The sequence below is a fragment of the Nostoc sp. 2RC genome (assembly GCF_014222165.1).
Taxonomy (GTDB): Bacteria; Cyanobacteriota; Cyanobacteriia; order Cyanobacteriales; family Nostocaceae; genus Nostoc; species Nostoc linckia.
Window position 1 is genome coordinate 1 of sequence record NZ_JACKZU010000100.1, and the last position, 22,908, is coordinate 22,908.

The 22,908-nt window shown below is 42.0% G+C and carries 14 protein-coding genes and 1 pseudogene; 6 read left to right on the forward strand and 9 right to left on the reverse strand.

Translation table 11 applies throughout. The annotated features are described in order from the left end of the window. Window positions 1-78 precede the first annotated feature (78 nt). A pseudogene (locus tag GNE10_RS13745) lies at window positions 79-324 on the forward strand (hypothetical protein); the annotation flags it as partial. A 3-nt stretch (window positions 325-327) separates the two neighbouring features. Here GNE10_RS13745 and GNE10_RS13750 read toward each other — a convergent pair. Both GNE10_RS13750 and GNE10_RS13755 read right to left on the reverse strand, forming a co-directional pair. After that, window positions 328-828 (reverse strand): hypothetical protein, encoded by a 501-nt coding sequence (locus GNE10_RS13750; RefSeq protein WP_185565657.1) that lies wholly within the window; start codon window positions 826-828, stop codon window positions 328-330. A gap of 182 nt (window positions 829-1,010) precedes the next feature. Further along, window positions 1,011-1,445, reverse strand: a complete 435-nt coding sequence (locus tag GNE10_RS13755; RefSeq protein WP_185565658.1) for an Hsp20/alpha crystallin family protein — start codon at window positions 1,443-1,445, stop codon at window positions 1,011-1,013. Between the two features lie 445 nt (window positions 1,446-1,890). On the opposite strand from GNE10_RS13755, the gene GNE10_RS13760 reads away from it, so the two are divergent. The 3 genes from GNE10_RS13760 (at window position 1,891) to GNE10_RS13770 (ending at window position 8,100) form a co-directional block, all read left to right on the forward strand. Then, window positions 1,891-6,117: a DEAD/DEAH box helicase gene (locus GNE10_RS13760; RefSeq protein ID WP_221642839.1), complete on the forward strand. Its 4,227-nt coding sequence runs from the start codon at window positions 1,891-1,893 to the stop codon at window positions 6,115-6,117. A 359-nt stretch (window positions 6,118-6,476) separates the two neighbouring features. Beyond that, the gene (locus tag GNE10_RS13765; protein WP_185565659.1) at window positions 6,477-7,031 is read left to right on the forward strand and encodes a hypothetical protein; all 555 of its coding nucleotides are present in this window, start codon (window positions 6,477-6,479) and stop codon (window positions 7,029-7,031) included. 115 nt (window positions 7,032-7,146) lie between these two features. Further along, window positions 7,147-8,100, forward strand: coding sequence for a site-specific integrase (locus tag GNE10_RS13770; protein ID WP_185565660.1), 954 nt, complete (start codon window positions 7,147-7,149; stop codon window positions 8,098-8,100). Between the two features lie 39 nt (window positions 8,101-8,139). Here the strand turns inward: GNE10_RS13770 and GNE10_RS13775 are convergent, their stop codons facing one another. From GNE10_RS13775 to GNE10_RS13795, 5 genes are all read right to left on the reverse strand, one after another. Then, window positions 8,140-10,185 (reverse strand): hypothetical protein, encoded by a 2,046-nt coding sequence (locus GNE10_RS13775; RefSeq protein WP_185565661.1) that lies wholly within the window; start codon window positions 10,183-10,185, stop codon window positions 8,140-8,142. 17 nt (window positions 10,186-10,202) lie between these two features. Then, complete coding sequence (locus tag GNE10_RS13780) at window positions 10,203-14,150, reverse strand: helicase-related protein (protein ID WP_185565662.1); 3,948 nt, start codon at window positions 14,148-14,150, stop codon at window positions 10,203-10,205. 6 nt (window positions 14,151-14,156) lie between these two features. After that, a complete protein-coding gene (locus tag GNE10_RS13785; protein ID WP_185565663.1) occupies window positions 14,157-14,666 on the reverse strand; it encodes a cysteine peptidase family C39 domain-containing protein in 510 nt (169 codons plus the stop codon). Window positions 14,667-14,947: 281 nt separating this feature from the next. After that, the gene (locus GNE10_RS13790) at window positions 14,948-17,605 is read right to left on the reverse strand and encodes a hypothetical protein (RefSeq protein ID WP_221642840.1); all 2,658 of its coding nucleotides are present in this window, start codon (window positions 17,603-17,605) and stop codon (window positions 14,948-14,950) included. Between the two features lie 222 nt (window positions 17,606-17,827). After that, complete coding sequence (locus tag GNE10_RS13795; protein WP_185565664.1) at window positions 17,828-19,027, reverse strand: DNA cytosine methyltransferase; 1,200 nt, start codon at window positions 19,025-19,027, stop codon at window positions 17,828-17,830. Window positions 19,028-19,457: 430 nt separating this feature from the next. Here GNE10_RS13795 and GNE10_RS13800 point away from each other — a divergent pair, with 430 nt between their 5' ends. Then, window positions 19,458-20,237 carry a ParA family protein gene (locus GNE10_RS13800; RefSeq protein ID WP_185565665.1) on the forward strand — a complete coding sequence of 260 codons (780 nt, stop codon included), beginning with the start codon at window positions 19,458-19,460 and terminating at the stop codon, window positions 20,235-20,237. A 34-nt stretch (window positions 20,238-20,271) separates the two neighbouring features. Beyond that, window positions 20,272-21,318, forward strand: a complete 1,047-nt coding sequence (locus tag GNE10_RS13805; protein WP_311774811.1) for a ParB/RepB/Spo0J family partition protein — start codon at window positions 20,272-20,274, stop codon at window positions 21,316-21,318. Window positions 21,319-21,377: 59 nt separating this feature from the next. On the opposite strand, the gene GNE10_RS13810 is transcribed toward GNE10_RS13805, so the two are convergent. Next, on the reverse strand, window positions 21,378-21,803 hold the full coding sequence (locus GNE10_RS13810; protein WP_221642841.1) for a GNAT family N-acetyltransferase: 426 nt from the start codon (window positions 21,801-21,803) through the stop codon (window positions 21,378-21,380). Between the two features lie 127 nt (window positions 21,804-21,930). Further along, window positions 21,931-22,413 (reverse strand): AAC(3)-I family aminoglycoside N-acetyltransferase, encoded by a 483-nt coding sequence (locus GNE10_RS13815; protein WP_185565666.1) that lies wholly within the window; start codon window positions 22,411-22,413, stop codon window positions 21,931-21,933. Window positions 22,414-22,908: the final 495 nt, after the last annotated feature.

Genomic DNA, 22,908 nt, shown 5'->3' on the forward strand with positions numbered 1-22,908 from the left:
ATCCAAGTTGTCTAGGTTGGTTAACCTAGCTAACCTTAAGAGAGTATTTCTACTCATTTGGGTTAAACGAATCGCACTAGGGAGTTAATTATGCGGCTAGAACCACTGTATCAACAAGACCGAGAACAAGCCAAACAAGAAGGGATTCAACAAGGTGAACGTCTTGTAGTGGAAAACTTACTACAAGTTCGCTTTGGTTCATTAGATAAAGAATTAAGCGCAATTATTGAACCAGTATTAGCATTATCACCTGAAGAATTTACCCCATTACTCATGCAATTGTCACGGGAGGAATTGATTGCTAGATTTGGTGGACAATCTTGATATTTATTCGCCGAGATTTTCCAGAGCCGAGGCTTGGTGCATAATTTGCACTTTCAATGAATCTGCCGCAACTGCTGCTATAGTTTCCCAATCTTCTTGTGTCAGCATTACAAGAATTAGTTCGCGTAGCACCTGTCGGTTGGAAATAAACTCTTCGCCATAAAGTTCATCCCTCTGTAAAATAGCCTCGATGCGTTCTCGTACTTGAGGGGTGGGCATTCTCAACTTTTGGAGCAGGCGCTCCCGTGCTGTAGAAGTTGCAACAGAAGTCGCAGTTCCCAAATTCCAATCGTTGAGTAGCAAGCGCACTTCCCGGTTGAGCGAAACCCGTAAAGTAGTTAGGCGACTAAACAATCCAGGGTTGAGCATTAGTTGACCGATGGCAGAACCCCAGTCTAAACCAGCACCGATGTTACCTCCTACCGCATCCTCAGCTTCGATCCCCAAAAGCAACGATTCTTCATCAAACAGCAAATCCATCGGACTGGCAAATTGTTCGCTCATGAACTTATTCTGCTATTGCGTTATCTTGACCTCGAATTAGCCGAACTTCCAATCGCACTTTTTATTCCAACTAAAGCAATTTAACAAGTATTTATTAAAATAAAATACCTGGTTGATAAATTTCAACCAGGTTTAACATCATGTCACACTATTAGTTGAATATCTGTTGACTGATATCAACTCTATGCCGCAGCTTCTCCAAGGTTAATTTTGACGATTTTATTTTTTTCTTGCTCGGTTTTAGGTAGAGTCAAATTCAAAATACCGTCTTTATATTCTGCCTTGACGTTGGTATTTTGAATGCGAGCAGTCAGGGGAATTACTCGTTGGAATTTGCCGTAGTAAAATTCACTTCTTGTTTTACCATTATTGTCGGTTTTAGTTTCTTCTTTACGTTCGGCAACCACTTTCACTGCATTCTCGGTGACTTCGATATCTACATCCTTAGCCTCGATTCCAGGCAGTTCCAGCTTCAGGTGTATGGCTTCTTCGGTTTCGTGTAGTTCGGCTGCTATAGCTCTAGCCAAAGTGGGTGCTTGAAAATCTTCAAATAAGGAATCGATTTGACGTTGCAGTGCGTTCAATTCTTGCCAGGGGTTGTAGCGTACTAATACCATAACTCTCTCCGATTTGTAATTTTTTATTTACTTAATTCAGGATTTATCATTGCTTTGATTATTAGAATATGGCGAAATATAATGACTGAAAATACGGTTAATCTCACTTATAAAATTCAGGATTACCGCACCTAAAATTTTACTAAATAAAAGGTAGTAACAATACGAATTGATTGGGTACGGCTTTCCCCAAAATGTCTAGCTTAAAAAGTGGGGTGATGCAGGCAGCGTGAAGCGCGATCGCCCACAGAGAACTAATACGTTGTAAACTTAAAATCCCACAAAGGTACGAAGATTTATCACAACTGTCGTCTACTCAATATCGATATACCTCCAAATCTGAGACAATATCAGTACAATCCCACAACTATGTCCAACAATTGAGAATTTTCTCAATCACTAGCTGGCAGTATTAATTATTTTGGATGAGTACAGGTAACGCCTAATGATTACCATGACCGATTCTGAGGCTGATAACCAACAACTACAAACGCAACTCACCCAAGCATACAGTCAGCTACCACCCCTAGAAGAAAAGATTGTCCAACTGTTCTCAGTAATTTACGAACCGATCAACAGAACTTCGTTCCTAGACTGTTTCAATTACATCGGTGCGCGCGATCAAAATTACAAGTCTTTCACTAGTTCTACATTAAAGCCTTATATCGATGGATTGCTAGCAGCAGGCTTGCTGGTTCAAGAACACGGTCAAGGGCCTCAATGCCATCCTTTACTGGTAGAGATTGCTACTCGCTCAGCAGTAAAAGCCGGCTGTTTTGAATACATGGTCAAAGCAGTGCATGACAAGTTAGGAATAAAAGCTCGTTGGCAAGATGGGCCAGTGTATTTCCAAAGGGAAAGCCAATTTATCAGAGAAGTCCGGATTGGTCTTTACAGTCAGAACCTCAGTTACATTAATAAACAAATTGAAGACTATAACAGATACAATTACAACGACGACAAGATATCTATCGAAAATATCTTTGAGCAGATTTGCACTAACCCATTCGATGCCGATTGGTTTCGCACCCTGCCACAGGAATTGTATGACAACTGCATATCAATCATCCTCATCAATGCCGTACTAAAATGTTCTCCCGCAGATGAAGCCTTTGCTCTACTGCAAGAAGAATGCGCTACAGAAGGTAGACATAACTCAGATTACCTGCACATAGTTTTGACAGAACAACTACTACTGCGGGGTTGTATTCAAGAAGCAGAGGAGAGTTTAGATTCCATATCCGACGATTATCGAGATAATAGCCTTGTATACAGAGGTTGGTTGAACTTTTTACGCGGTGATAATCAGCAAGCGATCGCTGATTACACTGCTGGTCTCAAATCCCTCAAAAAAGCCACAGGCAAGCGCCAGGTGTATTTTAGCACTATGGGCGGCTTGTTTTTTATTTTGGCACTGTTAAAAGATGGTTCGCGCGACAGTCTCCAAGAAGCACTCGATTACACCAGTCTACTCGCACGTCAATCAGACCATTGGCTGAGGTCGATTTATGCACAGTTGAAAATCCTGCTGCAAGTCCAATTAGGCGATATTGCTCAAAAAGAATTCATCATCAGCAACCGCATTCTATTCCCTGAAGAACACAACAGCCTAGAAACCCTGTTTTTCGCTCTGTGCCATTACTGGGTAGATGCCGACAGAGCCAAAAAGCACTTACCCAGGTTGTTAGAGGAATTCTACCAGCAAGCTGTAGCATCTGGTTATCACTGGTTGGCGATGGAGAGTGCAGAACTCTTGTCCCGACTCAAACCGAATAGTAGCTATGAAACCCAAGCAGAAATCCTGGGCGAAGATATCGGCATAGACAGCATCGTTGACTTGATGCAGCCACAAGAACCTTGGGAGATGTGCTTAAATGCACTTGCAAATCTTCAGAAAGCATCGCCAACACCTGTAAAGGCTCAAGCAGAACTACGCTTGGCATGGTTTATTACTTTCTATCCCAGCAAATGTCTTCTGCAACCCCGCGAACAAAAGGTTAATGCCAAAGGTGAGTGGAGTAAAGGTCGCCCAATAGCCATCAAGCGCCTCAGTGGAAATTTGGGTGAATTTGATTACCTCACACCCCAAGATATCCGCGTATGTGGCTGTATTGAAACATTTACTTCCTACGATTATGGGTATTACGGGAAAACTGAGTACACGTTCAGCGCCAAGGCAATCTCTGCGTTGATTGGACACCCCTTGGTATTTTGGGAAGATTCGCCCACCACCCGCGTGGAAATCGTCAAGGGAGAACCAGAATTAATCGTCAAAAAAGGGAAACGCGATCGCTTAAGTTTGGAATTTTCTCCCAAACTAGAGGCATCAGAGAGTATCCTGGCTGTCAAAGAAACCCCTACTCGCATCAAGGTAATTGAAATTACTGCCCAACACCGACGTATCGCCGAGATTATCGGTAAGGAAAACCGACTCAACGTACCCGCCACTGCCGAGAAACAAGTCTTGGCAGCCATCAATGCTGTCTCTGGCATCGTCACCGTGCATTCTGATATTGGTGGCGGACTGGAAGGAGCAGAAGAAGTACCAGCCCAGACTATACCCCATATTCACCTGTTGCCTGCCAATGCTGGATTGAAAATATCTGTGCTATCTCGTCCCTTTGCCCAAGGTGGCCCCTACTACCGTCCTGGCACAGGGGGTGAGACTGTGATTGCAGAGATAGACGGTAAGCGTCTGCAAACTAGACGTAATCTGCATGAAGAAAAGCAACTTGCCAATGCCGCTATAGCAGCCTGTCCTACCTTAACTCGTGCTGAAGAACAAGATCGGGAATGGCTCATAGAAGACCCAGAAGACTGTTTGGAATTACTGCTAGAACTGCAAGCATTAGGGGACACAGTGGTACTGGAATGGCCGGAAGGAGAAAAACTACGTGTCAAGCACCAAGCAGACCTCAAAGATTTCCAAATGTCCATTCAACGCCAGCAGGACTGGTTTGCTGCCACTGGCGAGTTGAAACTGGATAATGACCTAGTGCTGGATATGCAGCAACTACTAGAACTCTTGGATAAAACTCCAAGTCGTTTTATCCCCCTTGGTGATGGTCAATTCCTGGCTTTAACCCAAGCCTTTCGCAAACGCCTGGATGAATTGCGGACGTTTTCAGAAAAACATAGTAAAGGTATACGCTTTCACCCACTGGCAACATTAGGCTTAGAGGATTTTGTGGATGAGGTAGGCAAGGTGAAAGCAGACAAACACTGGAAGGCACATATCCAGCGTTTGAGGGAGGTGCAGAATTTGCAACCTGAACTCCCTTCTACCTTCCAAGCAGAACTGCGCGACTACCAGATGGAAGGATTCAATTGGCTGGCGCGGTTGGCACATTGGGGTGTGGGAGCTTGTTTGGCAGACCAAATGGGACTGGGCAAGACCGTGCAGGCGTTGGCTGTTATCTTGATGCGCGCCCATGAGGGGCCAACCCTGATTGTTGCTCCCACTTCGGTGTGCATGAATTGGGTGAGCGAGGCTTCTAGGTTTGCGCCTACTCTGAATATTGTGCAATTTGGTGGGAGCGATCGCCAGCAACTACTCAAAAACTTACAACCGTTTGATATGCTGGTGTGCAGCTACGGTCTGTTGCAGCAAGAAGAAGTATCGCAAATGCTCTCCCAGGTGCAGTGGCAAACGATTGTGCTGGATGAAGCCCAAGCAATCAAAAATATGACCACCAAACGTTCCCAAGCAGCGATGAACCTCAAAGGTGGTTTCAAGCTGATTACCACCGGGACTCCGATTGAGAACCACCTCGGCGAATTGTGGAATTTATTCCGCTTTATCAATCCTGGGCTTCTGGGTTCCTTTGAAAGCTTCAATCAACGTTTTGCTATCCCGATTGAGAAATTTCAGGATAAACAAGTACGCAGCAAACTCAAAAAACTCATTCAACCATTTTTGTTGCGACGCACGAAAAATCAGGTGCTGGAAGAATTGCCCTCTCGTACCGAAATTTTGTTGCATGTGGAGTTGAGCCGGGAGGAAATGGCTTTCTATGAAGCGTTGCGCCGTGAGGCAATATCCAAACTGACCGAAAGTGAAGCAACTGCTGGTCAGAAACATCTACAAGTGCTAGCAGAAATTATGAGACTGCGGCGGGCTTGCTGTAATCCCAGTCTCGTTATGCCTGATACTGAACTATCCAGCGCGAAACTGCAACTTTTTGCTGAGGTGCTGGGGGATTTACTGGAGAATCGTCATAAGGCTTTGGTGTTTAGTCAGTTTGTTGACCATTTGCATATCATCCGCAATTATCTGGATAAGCAAGGTATTAATTATCAATATTTAGATGGCAGTACCCCAGCCGCAGAACGGAAAAAACGGGTGGATGCTTTTCAGGCTGGGTCAGGAGATGTGTTTTTGATTAGCCTGAAAGCGGGGGGAACAGGTCTGAATCTCACCGCCGCCGATTACGTTATCCACATGGACCCTTGGTGGAATCCCGCCGTAGAAGACCAAGCCTCAGACCGCGCCCATCGCATTGGCCAACAACGCCCGGTGACTATCTATCGTTTAGTAGCAAAAGATACTATTGAAGATAAGATTGTGGACTTGCATCACCACAAGCGAGATTTGGCAGATAGCTTGCTGGAAGGTACTGATATCAGTGGCAAGATATCGACAGAGGCGTTACTGGAGTTGATTGGGGTATAACTGAGAGTTGGTTGTAGGAGAAGACAACAGATTATTCGATCAAGTGCGATGGGCTATGCTGCATCAAAGGCGATCGCATGAAGGCATGGGCGCGAGAGTGCGTAGACGCGTTCGCTAGTGCGTCTCGTAAAGCCTACGGCATAGCTACGCTTAGGGCGCAGCCTCTCGTTCGCTGAAAGCGTCTCTTAGAGAAGACATCGCTTCTTCCCCCTTCAAACCCAAAATTGACCCGCTCGCCTGACTAAGATATGTCGATATGTAACAATATTACAACAGTTGGATATGATTAATACTCAGTAAATTCCGGTGACACGCCATAACTTTTAAAATCAGCTTGTCGATATCGAAATTGATATCAAATGGCTGAACAAAAGTCCCCACCCAGCGAGATGATCCGCGTGCCTGTCCCACTAATTGGGATAGTTCGGCAACTATCCAAGCTACATCGGCAGGGGCATACAATTGCCTTGCTGCAAGCATTAGAGGAGTTAGTAGCAACATTTGATAGCAATATTGATATCGATTTAGCTGGCAGCAAACAAGTTTTACAATTGCAGGAGAAGTTGGAGGAATTGGAGTCCCATCTTGCTGATAGAGATAAGTCGGTGGAAACCAAACTCGAAGCAATGTCCAAAAAACTGGAGTTAATCGAACGGGCTATTTTATCAACTCGATACAACAGTCAACCTAAACAAAGAAGACAATCATACCCATACCAACAAACACAAGTTGAATTACAACCCAGGACAAACGAAAGTCTTGCCCCAAGACTTGGTGTTACCCCCCAAAGCTTGATTGCAGAAAGAGAAAAACTCAGTAGCAAAGAATTTCTTAGCTATACACGCAACCGCGATCCAATGAGCGTGGGTTGGGAATGGAATCCTTCGGACGGACTATACCACCCCCGACGTTAGAGAATACATCTACTCAATAATTATAAAGAAATGCAAATAAACACTTGACTTTAAGTAGAAGCGATGGCTATTAAGTGGGATGATTGTTTACTAGAAATCTAGTTCTGATAAATTAATGCGTCCAGGGGTAGTCAAGACACTGGTTTTAACGGAGCCATTACCGCTGACTGCTCATCCAGCAGCGGTGTACTTGGATAGTCTTGCACCTGGGTCGAGACCAACTATGGAACAAGCCCTCAATGCGATCGCGGCTTTGTTGACTAACGACAAATGTGATTACATAACTCTCAACTGGGCATCGCTGCGTTATCAACATACTGCTGCTGTCAGGTCTGCTTTGATGAAAAAACACGCCCCGGCAACTGCAAATAAAATGTTGTGTGCTTTAAGGAGGGTACTCACTGAAGCGTTTAAGTTAGATTTGATGGCTGCAACTGACTACCAGAAAGCAGTAGATTTACCGTCTATCAAGGCAAAAAAAAGACTTAGGGGTAGGGCGCTAAAACTTGATGAAATTACAGCGCTAATGGGGATTTGTCAAGCTGACAAGTCGCCTGTGGGGGTAAGGGATGCGGCGTTAATTGCAATACTGCGGTGTGGGTTGCGACGGGCTGAGGTAGTTGCCCTGCATTTGAAAGATGTAGATTTAGCTACCGGGGCGTTGGAGATTATTGGTAGTAAGAATGAAACCGACCGTACGGTGTATATGCCGGCCCGTGCTATTGCAGCGGTGGAAAAGTGGTTGAAACTCCGCACACGCAAACCGGGACCGCTACTATTACCCATCCGCAAGGGGGGAGAGTTGCAATGGCGAAGGATGACTCCCCAGGCAATATTGATGATTGTGCGAAAACGGGCGGAGTCGGCTGGGGTTGAGAGGTTTAGCCCCCATGATTTTAGAAGGACGTTTTGTTCTGACTTGTTGGATGCGGGGGTTGATATCGTTACGGTGCAGAAATTAGCCGGACACGCTTCTCCTGTAACCACGGGGAAGTATGACCGACGGGGTGAGGAGACTAAGCGTAAGGCGATGGAGAAATTGGATATTGGTTACATCCAGCAAAGTTAAGTAAGGAAAATAAAAACTTCTGCACACCGCAGTTATAGCCTAATCCAAACTACTATCCCACAGACCAATAAAGTCATCAGAGCCAACCACAGATGATAAATCATGCCAAAGGGTTCTTTGCACACCCTCCATGTCTACACTAATTTCACCACCGTAAAGTAGGATGCGGCTGAGAGCATTATTAAACAGGCGACAAACCACTTCTGGTAAATGCAAGCATCCATTACAAGCACCACCTAAAGTTTCTTCACAATAGGGATCAAACATACAATCGCCTCTTTCTTGCAAAAGGCTCTGGAATGCTTGATCTAGACGCTGCTCAAAGAAGGTTTTCAGTCCGCCAAGGGAAAATTCTTGTAGGCGATTTACAAAAACGATGGTTTGGTTGAGACTAAAAAGTAAATGTTCAGAAAGAGCAGTTTCGCCGAAACTGCTTTGGTCAGCGATCGCCTTAATTAACAGATGATTAGCACTGTGTAATGCCGAACTCACCAACCAGGGAATTAGAAAATCTGGAGATAAATTATCATCAAAAGCTGGCCCACTACGGCTAGTAATCCGACTGTGACGCTCCAAAAGCCAAAGTGTTGGTTCGCTGATGCTAGCTGGAGCGGGAGCCAAATTATTGGCATGGAGCCATTTCACAATCCTTTTGGCATCAAACTGGAACAGAAGTGCCTCAGTTGTTAGTTTACAAACAGGCATGGGAATCCAGTTTATCTTTGGTTCTTCACCTGCCAAATCAAAGTTTTTCCGGTCAAATGCCCACAAAACGGCAGCTTCTGGTTGGTGAGATAAGCGAGTATACCCATAAGCAAGATGCAAAACAGGTAAGTCTTGAATCACCGTCACTTGACTAATTCCCAAGCTTTTACGCATTAAATCCCCTGCTGCTCGTAGATTGGCACAGAAGGGAGAGCTAATGTTACCCAAATCATTGACAGCATCATCAAGGGTTTTACGCTTTAAATCCATTAGCACAGCATAGTCACTCAGTTGCTCTCGAAGAGTGCGAGCATTTTCCTGCGCTGTTGTTAAACTTTCCCCGCGATCTCGTGTTTCTCTTTCAGCCTTAGCATCTCCTAAAAGTTGTTTTGTACTTGGGGAAAGTTGGTTTAGTGCTTTTTTCAATTCTGCAACTACTGGGCCTCCTGCCTCACTCTCTTGAACTTGTTTTTTGTTAGACAAAATTGTTTGGATTGTTGCTTCATCTAAACCGCTCATTTGCAGCGTTTTAATTAATTGCTCCAACTCCTTTTGGTCTGTCTGTGTTCCTTGACCAATAACTCGAATAATTTCTGTGATTTGATAAATATCTTTACCTTGACTATTAAAATAACTTAAATGGATTACTAAAACAGCAAGAAAAGATTCTGAATAAGCTAAAAACTTTTTAACATTTTGAGTTAGGTTAATTCGAGAAATTGAATGAACAACCTGAAGTTTATTATCAGAAACAGTGGTCAAGGTCATATATTGATTAGGAGCATTCCCAGTTCTTGCCTCTACAGAATCCGCAACATCAGGACGCTTCATAATCGATTGCTTCGCTAAACGATGGACTATTGCTTCCGCATGACTACAGCCGTTAACTTTACAACGCCAGCGTTTTTGAACCCCTCTTTCAAGGACTAAATAATCGAATCTGTGATCGGGGCAAGCATCGGGTATTAACTGAATCATTGTGCCATCAGCATGAGCAAACACAAATGGAATTTCGTTTAAGGTAGGATGACCACAACGCTGGCAGGGAGCATCTCGCTCTCCTCTCCATTGTCTCATGTAACGAATCGCTCCACATTTAGCGCATTCACGTACATCTAATCTTCTCCCATAAACTAATTGAGTAGTAACAAAAACACATTCTGCTGTGTACCTTCGGAAAGCATCCATCTGAGCATCTAAATACTTCCAACGGGTTAATTCTTGCCGCACAGCATCTTGTAAATCCCTACCCAAGTCATCTACTTTACGTGCATCATGTCTACTAATTTCAATAGTCCCAATAGAAATTGTTGCAACGCTTCCTGGTTCAAAGCGGTGCAAAACTTGCCCTTTAGAACGGGTATATGCTTGTTGATTCATACGCTCTCCTATAAAAATTAGTATCCGGTAATCCTAATACCTGTATCGACATTCCGCAGAGATAACAATAAACGGAAATCATTAGGTATATCATTTTTTGTGAGAGCATTTGTTACTTGATTAGATTCGTTAGGGTCTTGCACAATGCGCTCAATTTGGGATATAAAAGCATTTTCTAGCAAGCTAAGTGCTGTTTGAAAAACCTCTCCTTCTGGTAAATTATCTGGGTTAATGGTTGTAGAAATATTGTTGACTACTGCCGTTAAATTAATAGCTGAACGCCCTATTCCAATACCATGAATTAAGTCTCGTAATTTATCTATTTTATCCAAGTCTGCTATGTCTATTTCCTGTTTTCCGGGTCGTGCAGCAGGCGCATCAATATGTAATAAGCGCCCAAGCAGCAAACCAAAAGCTGTTCTATAAAGTGCGTTGTGAGCAAAGCGGTCAATAGGAACAGCTTCTACCATTTGATCTAAATATTCGTGTGCTTTCACAAAATAGTCGAAAATAGCTCTTTCACGAGCGCGTTGAGGTCTAAATAAAATAAACACTAATCCAGGAACAGTTCGTCCAGCACGACTTGATGCTTGGATATATTCAGCTGTGGTGCTGGGCCATCCGTAAAACAACATCAAATTGAGTCGGTCAATATCGACCCCATGAGAAATTAAACTGGTTGCTACTACATCTGATAGTCGTTCTGGGTCATCCGGTTTTAAATTTATCTGTGGTGTTTCCATCTGCTTGAGAACTTCTTTAACTACATCAATGCCATCATCTCCAGAAAGAGTTATTGCTTCTGGAAGCATAGCATTGGCTTTGTCTTCTCCAAATTGTTCTCGTAATACTGCTTTTACTTGTTCATTAATAGAACGTCGAATATCAGAACCATCATTTTTTGAGTTTACATAAGTACAGCAAAGGTCATGCTCATCAACCAACCTCAAAAATTGATCATCAGTTAAAGAACCAAGTCCATACTCAACCTTATATTTTGTAGGTTCATTACGAATAATTTCTAACTCAGTTCGCAAAGCTAAAATTAAAGCCATTGTCGCATCAAGGGCATTTGCGGCTGTTGGGCGTAGTCCAACAAAACCTCTGGTTATATAAAGGCTATGTTCGTTTGCATAAAAACTGCGCCCCTGAGCAGGCCCTCGCACTGGAAATTGAGAAAGTTCTCGCCAGTAAAGATGCCTGATTTGTTGCTCCGCCCCTTCAATCGTTGCGGTTGCTGCTAATATTTTAGGGCGGTTAGCTCCTCGTTCTTGGTGAATAGCATCAATGAGAGCTTCATAATGACCATCAAAAGTCCCCAACTCTTCGCGCAGTAGGTGTAACTCATCCTGAAAAATGAGAGGGATACCAGGGTCAACGGGTGGTGTGGAGATAACTTTTAAATCTCGACGAGTACATCCACCCACGGAATCCTGTTTGTGACAAGTATAGTTAGCAGCAAAACCATGCACCGAACAAATATGCGATGCTGCGCCAAACAAAGTACGACTGGCTGGACGGAAAGTGATGTTGGCAATTTTATCGAGAGTTCCTACCAGCAAAGTCGGTAGTCGGCTATAAATATCTTCATCAACTATGTAGAGTGGAATTTCCCGACCGCAAGCACCTTGAGGTAAAGGTTCATTGAGAGAACCACAGCGATGTCGAAGTTCTTTGGTTTGTGGATCAATAAAAGTGTGGACATTTTCTAATCCGCAGTAGGGGCAACGCATCACCATGCGGTACTGCTGTATGGATTCAGGAACATGCTCACCAACCTCAGCTAATGTTAAATATTTAAAAAGCGGTTTTATACCCCTATCTTGCATCTCCTTTGTAGCCCGTCCTATATACTTTTGAGCTTCATCAGGAACAGACTTAAGAGAATTAGGGCTATTATCTCGACCGCCGTAGTAACCTACTGTAAATTCAGGTGTTTTAGCTAAATCTGGTTGTGTTTTTCTGATTTCATCAGCAACAACCAAAGTGTCCAAAAAGCGTTGCAACTGTTGATAAGTTAGTAAGCGCAAGGGATAGCGCAACCAAGCCACAACACCCCAATCTCGGCCCCGCAAGCGGTCAAAAAATGCTTGAGTCAGGATAATTCCCATTACTGCTTCGGATTTACCACCGCCTGTGGGAAAATGAACCACAGCCGCATGGTCAACCTGTGCTAAGGCGTTACTAGCAAAATCTCCTGTCCATTGTCGTGCTGCCAAGGCAGCAAGGTTAGACACAATATAAACTATCTGGAAAGGTCGCCAATTTTCATAAGGAGATTTATTACGCTGTTTGCGTTTATCGTCAATTTCGGCGAACGTTTGGTTCATTAGATTAAAAGCTCGCCGCAACTGTGCATATTTTGGATTTGATAAGACCTGAATACCTAGCTCAAATCGCTGAATTTCTTGTTGAAAATTATCCAAATCTTTTTGTGCATCAGCACTATGTTGAGTACCTCCTGTTTGTGGATGTTTTTGGTTAATTAATGCTTGCCAATTATTGCGATACTCCTGCATCTGAAGCAAAATTGATTGGAGTACTTGTAGGTCAGCATCTCCATTGGCTTGCGCCAAATTTTTAAATGGTGCTTGAATGCCAGCAGTATAAAGTCTTTTTTGCCAATAAATTGGTAAAAACTCAGTCCAAATACGAACTACACCATTAATATCCTCAGATTGGGGTGTACAGTTAATTCCTTGAGCAGGAACAGTAGAATCAACTTGATAAGATACTTGAAATCGAGATAACTCTATTGGTTGCCAAATTTCTTTCGGTAATTTAACTGCAAGACTTGCTCCAAACAAACCTGTATCTCTTGGGTCAGCAAAACTATCAATTTTTTCACTTTTATTTCTCAAAAATAAACGTAGTCTCGTTTGTCCGCCTAAAGTTCGTCTTTGCGCTTCTACCTGAACTTTGAAGTAAATGGGAGCAATTTGACCTAACTTAATTTCATCGTCAGCAGTGGCTTTGTCATTTTTGTTGTTCCTTTTTTTGTTAGCTATTCGTTGACTTAGTTGTGTTTTTAAGGCTTGATAATTTTCGGCTTGAGCAAAGGCAACTTCGGATTCAGTCAAATTATTAATTATTGTTTGATCTAGTCCTAATAACCAAGCTAGAGAATCTGCTTGATGTGTTTCAGTAATATTATTTAATTGTTCTGTAATATCTTGATTAATTTTGGCAAGAGTAGAAGAATTATCTAATAAATCTTGAATAGTAGAACTAATATTAGCACCGATATCAAAACGCTGCCACATCGGCCGAAGTGACCTGTCAACAGCTTTACTCAAATCAATTTTGGGTAGAAAAACGCTGAAACGAATGCTCAAATCAACAGGTAATTGCTTTTGATTCCAATCTGCTGCTAAGTTAATTACTAAACCACAGTTACTAGGACGAAAAGTATTTTGCTGTTCACTACTGACTGTTGAAGCTGCTGGTAACGGCGAAAGGTACCCAGTTGGCATTAAGCGTCGAGGTTGGGTTGAACCTGTGACAACACTTCGATGGTCAGATGTTCCTGTTATGTGACCACGTATACGCCTATAAAAACTCTCAACAAATTGTCGATGTTGTTCCTGTCTTTGGGAGTCAAATACATTTAAACCTTTGTCAGTCAAAATTGATTCTGGGTCAGTTGTTGAGGACTGATTGAAAGGCTTTTGTAATGCTAATGCTTCTTCAGGTGTACCAAAATCACCAATCTCTTGAGGTAGGGTCAAATCATCTCCTTTAAAAAACTTGCGAACAAGACTTATTACCTCGTCAATAATATGTTGGTTATATTTAAAAGTATCTCCAAAATTCTTGTCATAATTTATAATTTGTAATTGATGATTTGCAATCTGGTTGAACTGGCGTGAAAATGTGAAATGATGTTGTTTATCAGCAATTGATATACAAACCTTCAATAAATTTGTGTCAGTGTTTGGCTGAATTTTCAAGACTTGAGTCTTCATAATTTTTTAAGATATAAGATATATGCCTTGAAGCGTCCAGTATTGCAAGAAAGTATATTTATCCATTTTATATCGGGTTTTATTCCAAGGGTCTCGAATGCAAAGTCTGCCATCAGTATCGTAAGCATTAACTACGACTAAGTGAGCCAGACGTTCTCTTGGGTCTCGAAGCGCTGCAATCCATAACCCTGTGGACATAAGTACTTCCAGCAGTTCTTCTTCATTTGCTCCTTGAATGTTTAAGGAACCCCCCATCCATTTTCTCGAAGTATCATAATCTAGTTCCTGAAGTGCTTGTGCTAAAGTATTTACATCTACAGGAGTACCCGATACTGAAGCAATACGTTCCTGACCAATGTCATTAACTCCAAGGGCTTTCAGTAGCATCTCAGCACAAGCAGGGCCACAGGAGACGCGATCTTGCTGTTGGATAACCGTAGGGTCGTCCACTTCATCAATAACTTGCCAATTCCCTCCTGCGCCGGAAAATTCAAGCTTTGATTTTTCAATATTCAATCGTCTCCTTATAATCTCTGCTCAGTAAAGTAGTTTATCTCACCAAGTGTTACTCCTGGTCAAGCCATATCTTATTTAGCATAAAATTTCCAGTAGGGGTAGTGTTACAAAAGCTATCACCAGATTGCAAATAATCTACAAATACTACTATACAAGCGTTTCAGCCTTTATATTGATTCTAGATAGCGCAAAGCGCCCACGCCATGTGGATCAAAGTTGCTGTGCTGCTTACACTTCAAGTTTTAAAATATTATTTCCTGGATGTGCTTAACTTAACAACTTTAACCGTTTGGTCTCATCCTAAAAAGACGGTTATAGGGAAATTCAGGCGGTTGACGAATTAGTTGAGGTTTGGACTGTACCTTTAACACCAACATTGCATCTCGCAACTCACCAACAGTGATAAAAACTTGCTCGTATTGAAACACAATTTCATCTGATTTTCGCTCTTTCCATCCTTCTTGAGCGCACGCAGATATCACTTGACCAAGTTGTCTACGCTTAATTCTCAAGTCATTAGCTTTTCGCCAAAATTCTTCAAAACCTGAATGAGCTAAAGGTGGTACAAACCAGAAGAAATGTTCTTTTTCACGAGGTAGGCTGAGAAGGTCATCACCACTCATCCAATTGTACTTAATTGTTTCTTCACTAATTGATATAAGTGTGTCACGTCGAATTTGTTGGCATAGATCTGCCAATTTCAATTTTTTTACTTGCTTTTTTACTAACTCCCGCCAACCTTCCAACTGGACGCGATAGAGATAGTTAACTTTAGTGTCCTCCAGTAAACCAGCCTTTTGAGCAAATAACTCATCACGAGTCATACCATCAAATAAAACTACTTTTGTTTCCGCAGTAATTTCTCTGACAGAAACAACCTGAGCTTTTTTACTTAATAAAACTAAAAAGTCACTTCCTGGTGCTACCCTAATTTTCCAATCATGCTCAAACTCTACTAAATAATGCGAATCTAAATTATTTGAAATATAATTTGTCAAAACTGAATCTAAACTACTTACACTCAAGTTACTGAAGCTTTCTTCAAGTTTTGATAAATTAATACTCTTGCTTAATGTAGCTTTTCCTGTATTAACTACCTGAACTGATGTATATTCAGCACTAAAGCTGTAACGTCCTAATTCTTTCCTTAGCTGTTGATTTTCAGTTAATCTCCGCCAACTTTTCCGATGCCATTCTCTAGCATCAATTTCTAAATTACTCCACCATCGTTCCGCACGCTCCGATAGGAATGACCACAGCAAAACATCAATATGGCGGAAGAAAGTTGTTTGTAAGATATCCCGGTGACAAGCCTTTGGCTGACCTATAACTATAAGTTTTTCTCCACCCATTCCTCGAATTTGGCTAAGTGGTAAAATTTGAGGTACAGATGAAGAAGAGGTATTTCCTATCAAAAACTCCTGTAAAGCATTAGCTATTTCTGTATCTTCAACTCCGATAATGGTTTTACCATCAGATGCTTTGATGATTTCAATAAAAGGATTAGGGTTGAGTTTTTGTAGCCTAAGTGCAAGAGAACTGAGAAGATTATATAAATTTAGAGCTTTATCATCTTGAGATTTATTTGCCGCACTCTGTAAGCGTTGGAGTGCGCTTTCCAGAAATTTACCCCAGAGGAGGTAAAAAGGTAAAACTGGAGATGAGAGATGTCGCCAAATTTCCCATCCTGTGACTCCAACATTCCTAAGCTGAGGTTGTTTAGCTAAATCAATAAGTAAATTAGATGTTTCTTGGAAAAGCTCTGCTATTTTTTCTTCATCTTCAGTATCAAAGTCAAAAGTTTTGATAATTACTTGTGATTCTCTCAACGATTGACGTTTTCTTTCAAGCAATAAATAGCTCTCTTCAATTGGATGAATTGTTTCACTATTAGCAAAAAGACCCCGTTCCTCTGGATAAGAACGCAAAGACCAGAAGTCTATTGCCCAAAGTGAGATTCCCCAAGGATGCTTTTTCTCATGATATTCAATGTCTTTCATTACCCAAGGAGGAATGATTCCCACCATAGGAACTTTTTTTTGTCTACAAACGGTAGCTAATTCATATGCTTCATTTCCATAGGTAGACGGAGATGGATAAGTTCGCCCAGATGGATCGTCAATTACAACTAGGGAGCAATAATTTGACTGCTTTAGTAATTCAGCCGCATCTGAAAGTGACCTTACCATCACAACTCTTAAACGTTCACTTCTTGATGATTCATCAAATTTATACGCGGGTAAACAAACGATTCTCTCTCTGAGAAGGTAGTCATCGTCCTGTTTTTCGACAAGATTAAATGCTCTAGTTGTTCTTAAATTATAAATTTGACCATTATCTTGAGGTCGAATCCAAATAGCAAAATCTTTAGCGGATACTGCATGATTTGTACTATAAATATCTCTTAACTCTCTAGGGAGATGTGCATAGTAGATAATTAAAAGGATGCCGAGAGAAACGGGAGAAACAGGAAAACTAATAAAAAGTTGCCGACGCTCAGAAATATTTAAAGCAGATAAATAAACTAGGTCTTTTTCTAGCGGATGTATTTGTATTGAGTGCCTATTCTTTTTTAAACAGCCAAGTATTCGGTCGAACAATAAATGTCTGACTTCTAATTTAGGACTTTTTGGCTGTGTTTCCTCGATGTAAGCACCAGACTCATCGCACACTTCATGGGTTGCTTCCGGATTAAAAATTTCTCTAAAAATTTCTTCCCAAGGCCGTTTTGTGAAAGTTTCTCTAGCTGAAGTTATTCCAGCTTGAGTTTCAGTAGGAGAACCATCTTTAGGTGACGCTGCTGCAATCTGCTGTAGACGTTCTGAGTTTAAGTTGTTTCTGAGGGTCGTTGCCAATGATGGGTCTACAGATGCAATACTTGTCACATCCAGACCAAAAATTATACGAATAGCTTCATCTGGCGATGGTTCTGCTAGCATCCACCCTGTCCTGTTTAGACCATACTATATAAAAGATACCCAAATTATCTAAGTAACTGCCAAAAGTACTTGGGAGAATTCACTAATCTAGTTAGAAAATACAGCTATTGATAAATCTCAACTTCTTCAAGCTTCAGTTTATTCAAGTAACTTAATTTACATATTTTTACGAATTTTTTCTGTAATAGGCTGCACATTTGAGCAAAACCGCTAGAGCGAGCATTAATCCAGTTGTCTAATCAAAGATTGTGCGATCGCCTTTGCCAGTATAGGAGGTACAGCGTTACCAATTGCTTGGACGACTGAATGATACTCGTGTCCTAAGCGAAAATCGTCTGTGAAGCCCATTAATCGAGCTAACTCACGGGGAGTAAGTGTTCTTTCATACTTATAATGGTAAGCAAAATCTGCGTGACCTTGTACTGTGGGACTGTGACCTTCTGGAAGCAGCCGACGGTAAGCACTATAGTGACTGCGCCTTAGCTTTCCACTTGTTGGGTCGCCAGGAATTTTATAAGTTAAGGGTTCAGGTAAATCTCTCCAGTTGCCACCTGGTATAACAGCTTTTAACCTACAAAGAGTTTCTGGTCGTATGCGTTGAACTACATGACCATCAGTTTCCTTTAATTGCTGTCTTGCCCATTTTTGATAGGCACTTTGAGGAGGAGTTGAGTAAGAGCGATTACTTCCATGAGTTTTGGTTTCTAGAATTGGCAAGTCTGAAATTGCCTGTTCTACATTTACCAGTTGCTCTTCATCTGGATCAACTAGACGCGATCGCCAAGGCTCCTTAAGCTTTGGGTAGTATAATATTTTTCCATTTTGCTCATCTCTTTGCCACCAAAAATTATGATGAGGAATATCCAATCCTTTGGGAATAATTGGAACTTGCCCAACATCCCATCTAATACCCACCACAAATAATCTTTTTCTTCGAGAGGGATTTCCAAAGTTTGCAGCTTCTAATACTGCATGAGTAACAGAATAGCTGTTTCGCCCTCTTAACCTACCAATAAATCGTTTAAATACCGGAAAATTTTCTAGAGTCGGCACATTTTCATAAATAAAACCAATGGGATTTAACTCTCGCACAATCTCAGCAAACTTCATGACAAGACGATTATGCGGGTCTGAATCTGTATCTTGACCATTACGAATTTGTGTGAAACCTCGGCAGGGGCTACCACCAACAACTAAATCAACTCCACCATTAAATCGAATTTTTTCAAGTAATTCTCTTATATTTGAAAGTTTAGATAAGTCAAGATTTAATACACAAGTATTTGGTAGATTGCGCCTGTAAAGAGCCAGAGCAGGATTATGATTATCTACTGCCCAGAATGGTTCAATAACTCCAGTAGCTTTCAATCCCCAAGATAAACCACCCATGCCACAAAATAGATCTAAGGCTTTAAGCGCCATTCACACGTCTCCCCAAAGACAAGAAAGAATCTACACGAAACAAATCAATTATTGGAACTATATATGCTTATATTTCAAGAGAACAATTACACAGCCATACTTATGAAAGCGGCTTTGATAAAGTCTGAGTTCTATCTACGTAGCAGGCTGTATTTTTATTTCCCGTAACTTTCTGATTGATCAGTAAAGGTAAATCCTGTATCTGCATTTTTGCTAATTTCACACTCGTGCTTCGTGCATCATATCTTACTAAAAGTTTAAGTTCCAATGCTAATCGAATTACTGGCGAACCCTTGAATTTTGTATTGCGCCACACTCACAGCTACAATCACCTGTATATGGAACTTCATTACATTTTCTTCTTAGCGGATAACGTTATCCGCCTTCTCTAACTCATCCCCAAATAACAAAAAATTTTCAACCAACTATCGTGACTAAAACTCGCATCATTACGTTATTCAACCAGTCAGGGGGCGTTGCCAAAACAACTTTGACTCACAATCTGGGCTACCATCTCGCAGCCAACAAGCACCGCGTCCTACTCGTGGACATGGACCCACAGGCATCTTTAACCAACTTCTTGGGTGTAGACCCTGAAGAACTAGAAAAAACTGTCTATAACGCGATAATTGATGAAGAACCATTATTTGTCTACCCTGAAAAAATCCAGGGTATGGCACTGACACCCACCAATATCAATTTAAGTGCCGCCGAACTCCTCCTACCAGCTGCCACCGCACGCGAATATCGCCTCCATGAAGCCCTTGCCCCCATCCGCGATGATTACGATTTTATCCTCATTGATTGTCCCCCGTCGCTTGGCATTTTAAGTATCCTCAGCCTAACTGCTGCTACTCATATTCTCGTACCTATTCAGTGTCAATTTAAATCTTTCCTGGGTACAGACCTACTACTTGATACTGTCGCCAGGGTTAAAAAAAAGCTCAACAAAGGACTACAAATTGCTGGGTTTATTCCCACAATGCTCGATAGCCGCACCGCACAAGAAACCCGCACTCTCCAAGCTGTGGAAGAACAACTTTCCCAAATTGGTACGATATATCCTCCTATCCCCAAATCTATCGCCTTTGCGGATGCCTCGGAGCGCAGAATGCCGTTGGGAATGTATGATAAGAAACACCCCGCAGTCAAAATCCTAAATAAGATTGCCAAAGAGTTAGACAAATTAAAAGTGGAGTCGTCGGGCTAAACCCACAGGTCTGCCACACTTACTAGGAGGTTCTGTGAGTAAAAAAGACGCAGCGTACACCGCAAAACTCAAACACGCTAACCCAATAGATTTAATGTTTGGCGGTAGCGAAGATGAACCCGCAACGCCATCTAACAAATCAACCAACACGATTCTCATCCAGGAAATTAAATTACCGCCCACCCAACCCAGGCGTTATTTCGACCCCAAAAAGTTGGAAGAACTTTCGCTATCTATTAAAGAGCTAGGCATCCTCGAACCATTAATCGTGCGCCCTCGGCCAGATGGAAGTTATGAACTCATTGCGGGCGAGCGTCGTTTCAAAGCAGCTATTATGGCCGGGTTGGAGGAAGTGCCTGTCGTCATCAAGGAAATGGACGACGACACGGTTAAGCAGGTGCAATTAATTGAAAACCTCCAGCGTGAAGATTTGAATGCGTATGAGGAAACAATCGGAATTTTGGAGTTACTGGCACTGCGCCTCAATTCAACCCAGGATGAGGTAATTAGCCTGCTCAACCGCATGGAAAAAGCCAACCGAAAACAAGCGGATAACGTTATCCGCCAAAAAGAAAAGAAGGAAAGCAAAACCCTTGATGATGTTATCCATCCTTCAGATGATGAAAAAGCGGATAACGTTATCCGCCATGAAGAAAATGTTGTAGTAGAAGGTATATTTGCCTCTCTTGGTAGGCTTTCAGCTGAATCCTTCCGTACTAATCGCCTGCCATTACTCAATCTCCCTGAAGATATTAAAGAGGCACTGCAAAAGGGGTCAATTGAGTACACCAAAGCGCGTGCGATCGCCAAAGTGAAGGAGGATGTAAAACGCGCTCCTTTACTGCAAGCAGCAATCAAAGAGAATTTATCACTTACAGAAATCCAACAGAGGATACGAGATATCTTCGCTCAGGAGAAAGCAGACACTACCCCATCACTTAAAACCCAGTACAAGGAATTAAGCAAACAACTTGGTTCATCCAAAGTCTGGGATAACCCGAAGAAAAAGAAAGCGTTGGAGAAATTGCTCAATCAAATTAAAGTACTCTTGGATGAAGAACAAGCCATTACAAAAACTTAAATTTCCGACTCCCATAACTTGTAGTCTTGTCATCTGTATGACAAAGTTCGATTAATTACCTAACCGTTGCTGCATGATTTGTTGTGCCACTTGTTGATAGCTTCAAGCTCAAACAGTGAATTAATTAGAGCTTGAACAGCTTCTTTAGCATATCCTTTACCTTGCGCATCAGGACTCAAAGTAAAACCAATTTCCACGATTGTTGGATTTTCAGCATAAATCTGCATCCCGATGTCACCAAGGAGTAAGTTGGATTGCTTGTGTGCGATCGCAATTTGAAACCATTCGCCTGGTATCCCGATTACTGCTGTCTGCATTTCGTTGATAAAGAGTTTTGCTTCAGCGTTAGAGAGCATTGACCAACCTTGGAATCGAGCTACTTGAGGGTCTTGGCGGTAAGCAAGAAATCGTTCCAGATCCAGATCAATAAACCGACGGAGAATCAGCCGTTCAGTTGCTTGGGGTAGAAAACTCTCTGAAAACAAGAGAATCCTCCTCCTTTTTGCTTAATTGAGATGCGCTCAACACCTGCTGACTAACGTTCTTTTCGCCGGACTCAGACAACTCCAGCTACTAGCTACTATACTCCAAAGTTCCAGTGCATTCCGGTTGTTATGCATCTTCATCGCCGACCGGAACAGCAATATCGAAATGAAGCACATCTTCGCGTACCCCAAGCTTTGTGTAGAGTGCAATCGCCGGGTCATCCCCGATGTCCGCCTGCACGAAAATAACATAAGCTGCTCGCGCTACAGCGATCTTCTTTAATTCCTGGATTAATGCGGTGGCAATTCCTTCACGTCGATGCGCTGCTGCAACAGCCAGATCGTAAATATAAATTTCACTACGCTCCTGCTCAAACTTCTGGAGTTCGTAAGCGGCGATACCTCCGACTACTGATCCATTTTTTAATGCTGCAAGCGCAATGAAATAATCGCTGTTTAACAAACGCTTGAGATAGGCATTACTTGGACGAGACGAGCTATAGGTATCAACTTCATCGAAAGCCTCACCGAAGGTAATCAATAAGCCCTCCATAAGTGTCAGGTCGTTGGCGGAAAGCTGACGAATGCTAATTGGCTCGGAGGATGACATTTTCTACCTATTAATTGGAGCGGCGCAGAAAGGTGCTGGGTAAGATGCATAACTATTTATTATAGGGAAAGTTGACCTATAATCTTTTTCTAAATCCTAATATATCAAGCATTACAGCTACCTTCTTTCTGGATATACGGAAAACTTCTTTTTTAAACCCCTATTTTGGATATTATACAGAATTTTTCCGTGTGCGATTCGTTTCTAGATAAATTCATCGCCTAGAGTATGTATTGGGAACTTCCTCAATACCTATAACTATTCCATCACTGGATCGGCACTCTAATTTTGATTATTTTCGTATCATCTTTCCCTCTGTCACGGTGGTTGACCTACTTAGGTAGGGGAACCGTGAAAAGAGGGCAAGTTTGTTGCCGCACCTGGGGGTGCGTTTTTTCTCCCCAGAAAAAATGTCCGTACAGCAACATAGCTTGCTACTCACCAAAGGTTTTTTTGGGCTACTCAAATTAAAAACATCAGTGGCATTGAGTTGGC

What these genes read in the sequence shown, in the direction of transcription:
- GNE10_RS13750 (WP_185565657.1), bottom strand. Translation starts at nt 828, where the DNA reads ATGAGCGAACAATTTGCCAGTCCGATGGATTTGCTGTTTGATGAAGAA.
- GNE10_RS13755 (WP_185565658.1), bottom strand. Translation starts at nt 1,445, where the DNA reads ATGGTATTAGTACGCTACAACCCCTGGCAAGAATTGAACGCACTGCAA.
- GNE10_RS13760 (WP_221642839.1), top strand. Translation starts at nt 1,891, where the DNA reads ATGATTACCATGACCGATTCTGAGGCTGATAACCAACAACTACAAACG.
- GNE10_RS13765 (WP_185565659.1), top strand. Translation starts at nt 6,477, where the DNA reads ATGGCTGAACAAAAGTCCCCACCCAGCGAGATGATCCGCGTGCCTGTC.
- GNE10_RS13770 (WP_185565660.1), top strand. Translation starts at nt 7,147, where the DNA reads ATGCGTCCAGGGGTAGTCAAGACACTGGTTTTAACGGAGCCATTACCG.
- GNE10_RS13775 (WP_185565661.1), bottom strand. Translation starts at nt 10,185, where the DNA reads ATGAATCAACAAGCATATACCCGTTCTAAAGGGCAAGTTTTGCACCGC.
- GNE10_RS13780 (WP_185565662.1), bottom strand. Translation starts at nt 14,150, where the DNA reads ATGAAGACTCAAGTCTTGAAAATTCAGCCAAACACTGACACAAATTTA.
- GNE10_RS13790 (WP_221642840.1), bottom strand. Translation starts at nt 17,605, where the DNA reads ATGCTAGCAGAACCATCGCCAGATGAAGCTATTCGTATAATTTTTGGT.
- GNE10_RS13795 (WP_185565664.1), bottom strand. Translation starts at nt 19,027, where the DNA reads ATGGCGCTTAAAGCCTTAGATCTATTTTGTGGCATGGGTGGTTTATCT.
- GNE10_RS13815 (WP_185565666.1), bottom strand. Translation starts at nt 22,413, where the DNA reads ATGTCATCCTCCGAGCCAATTAGCATTCGTCAGCTTTCCGCCAACGAC.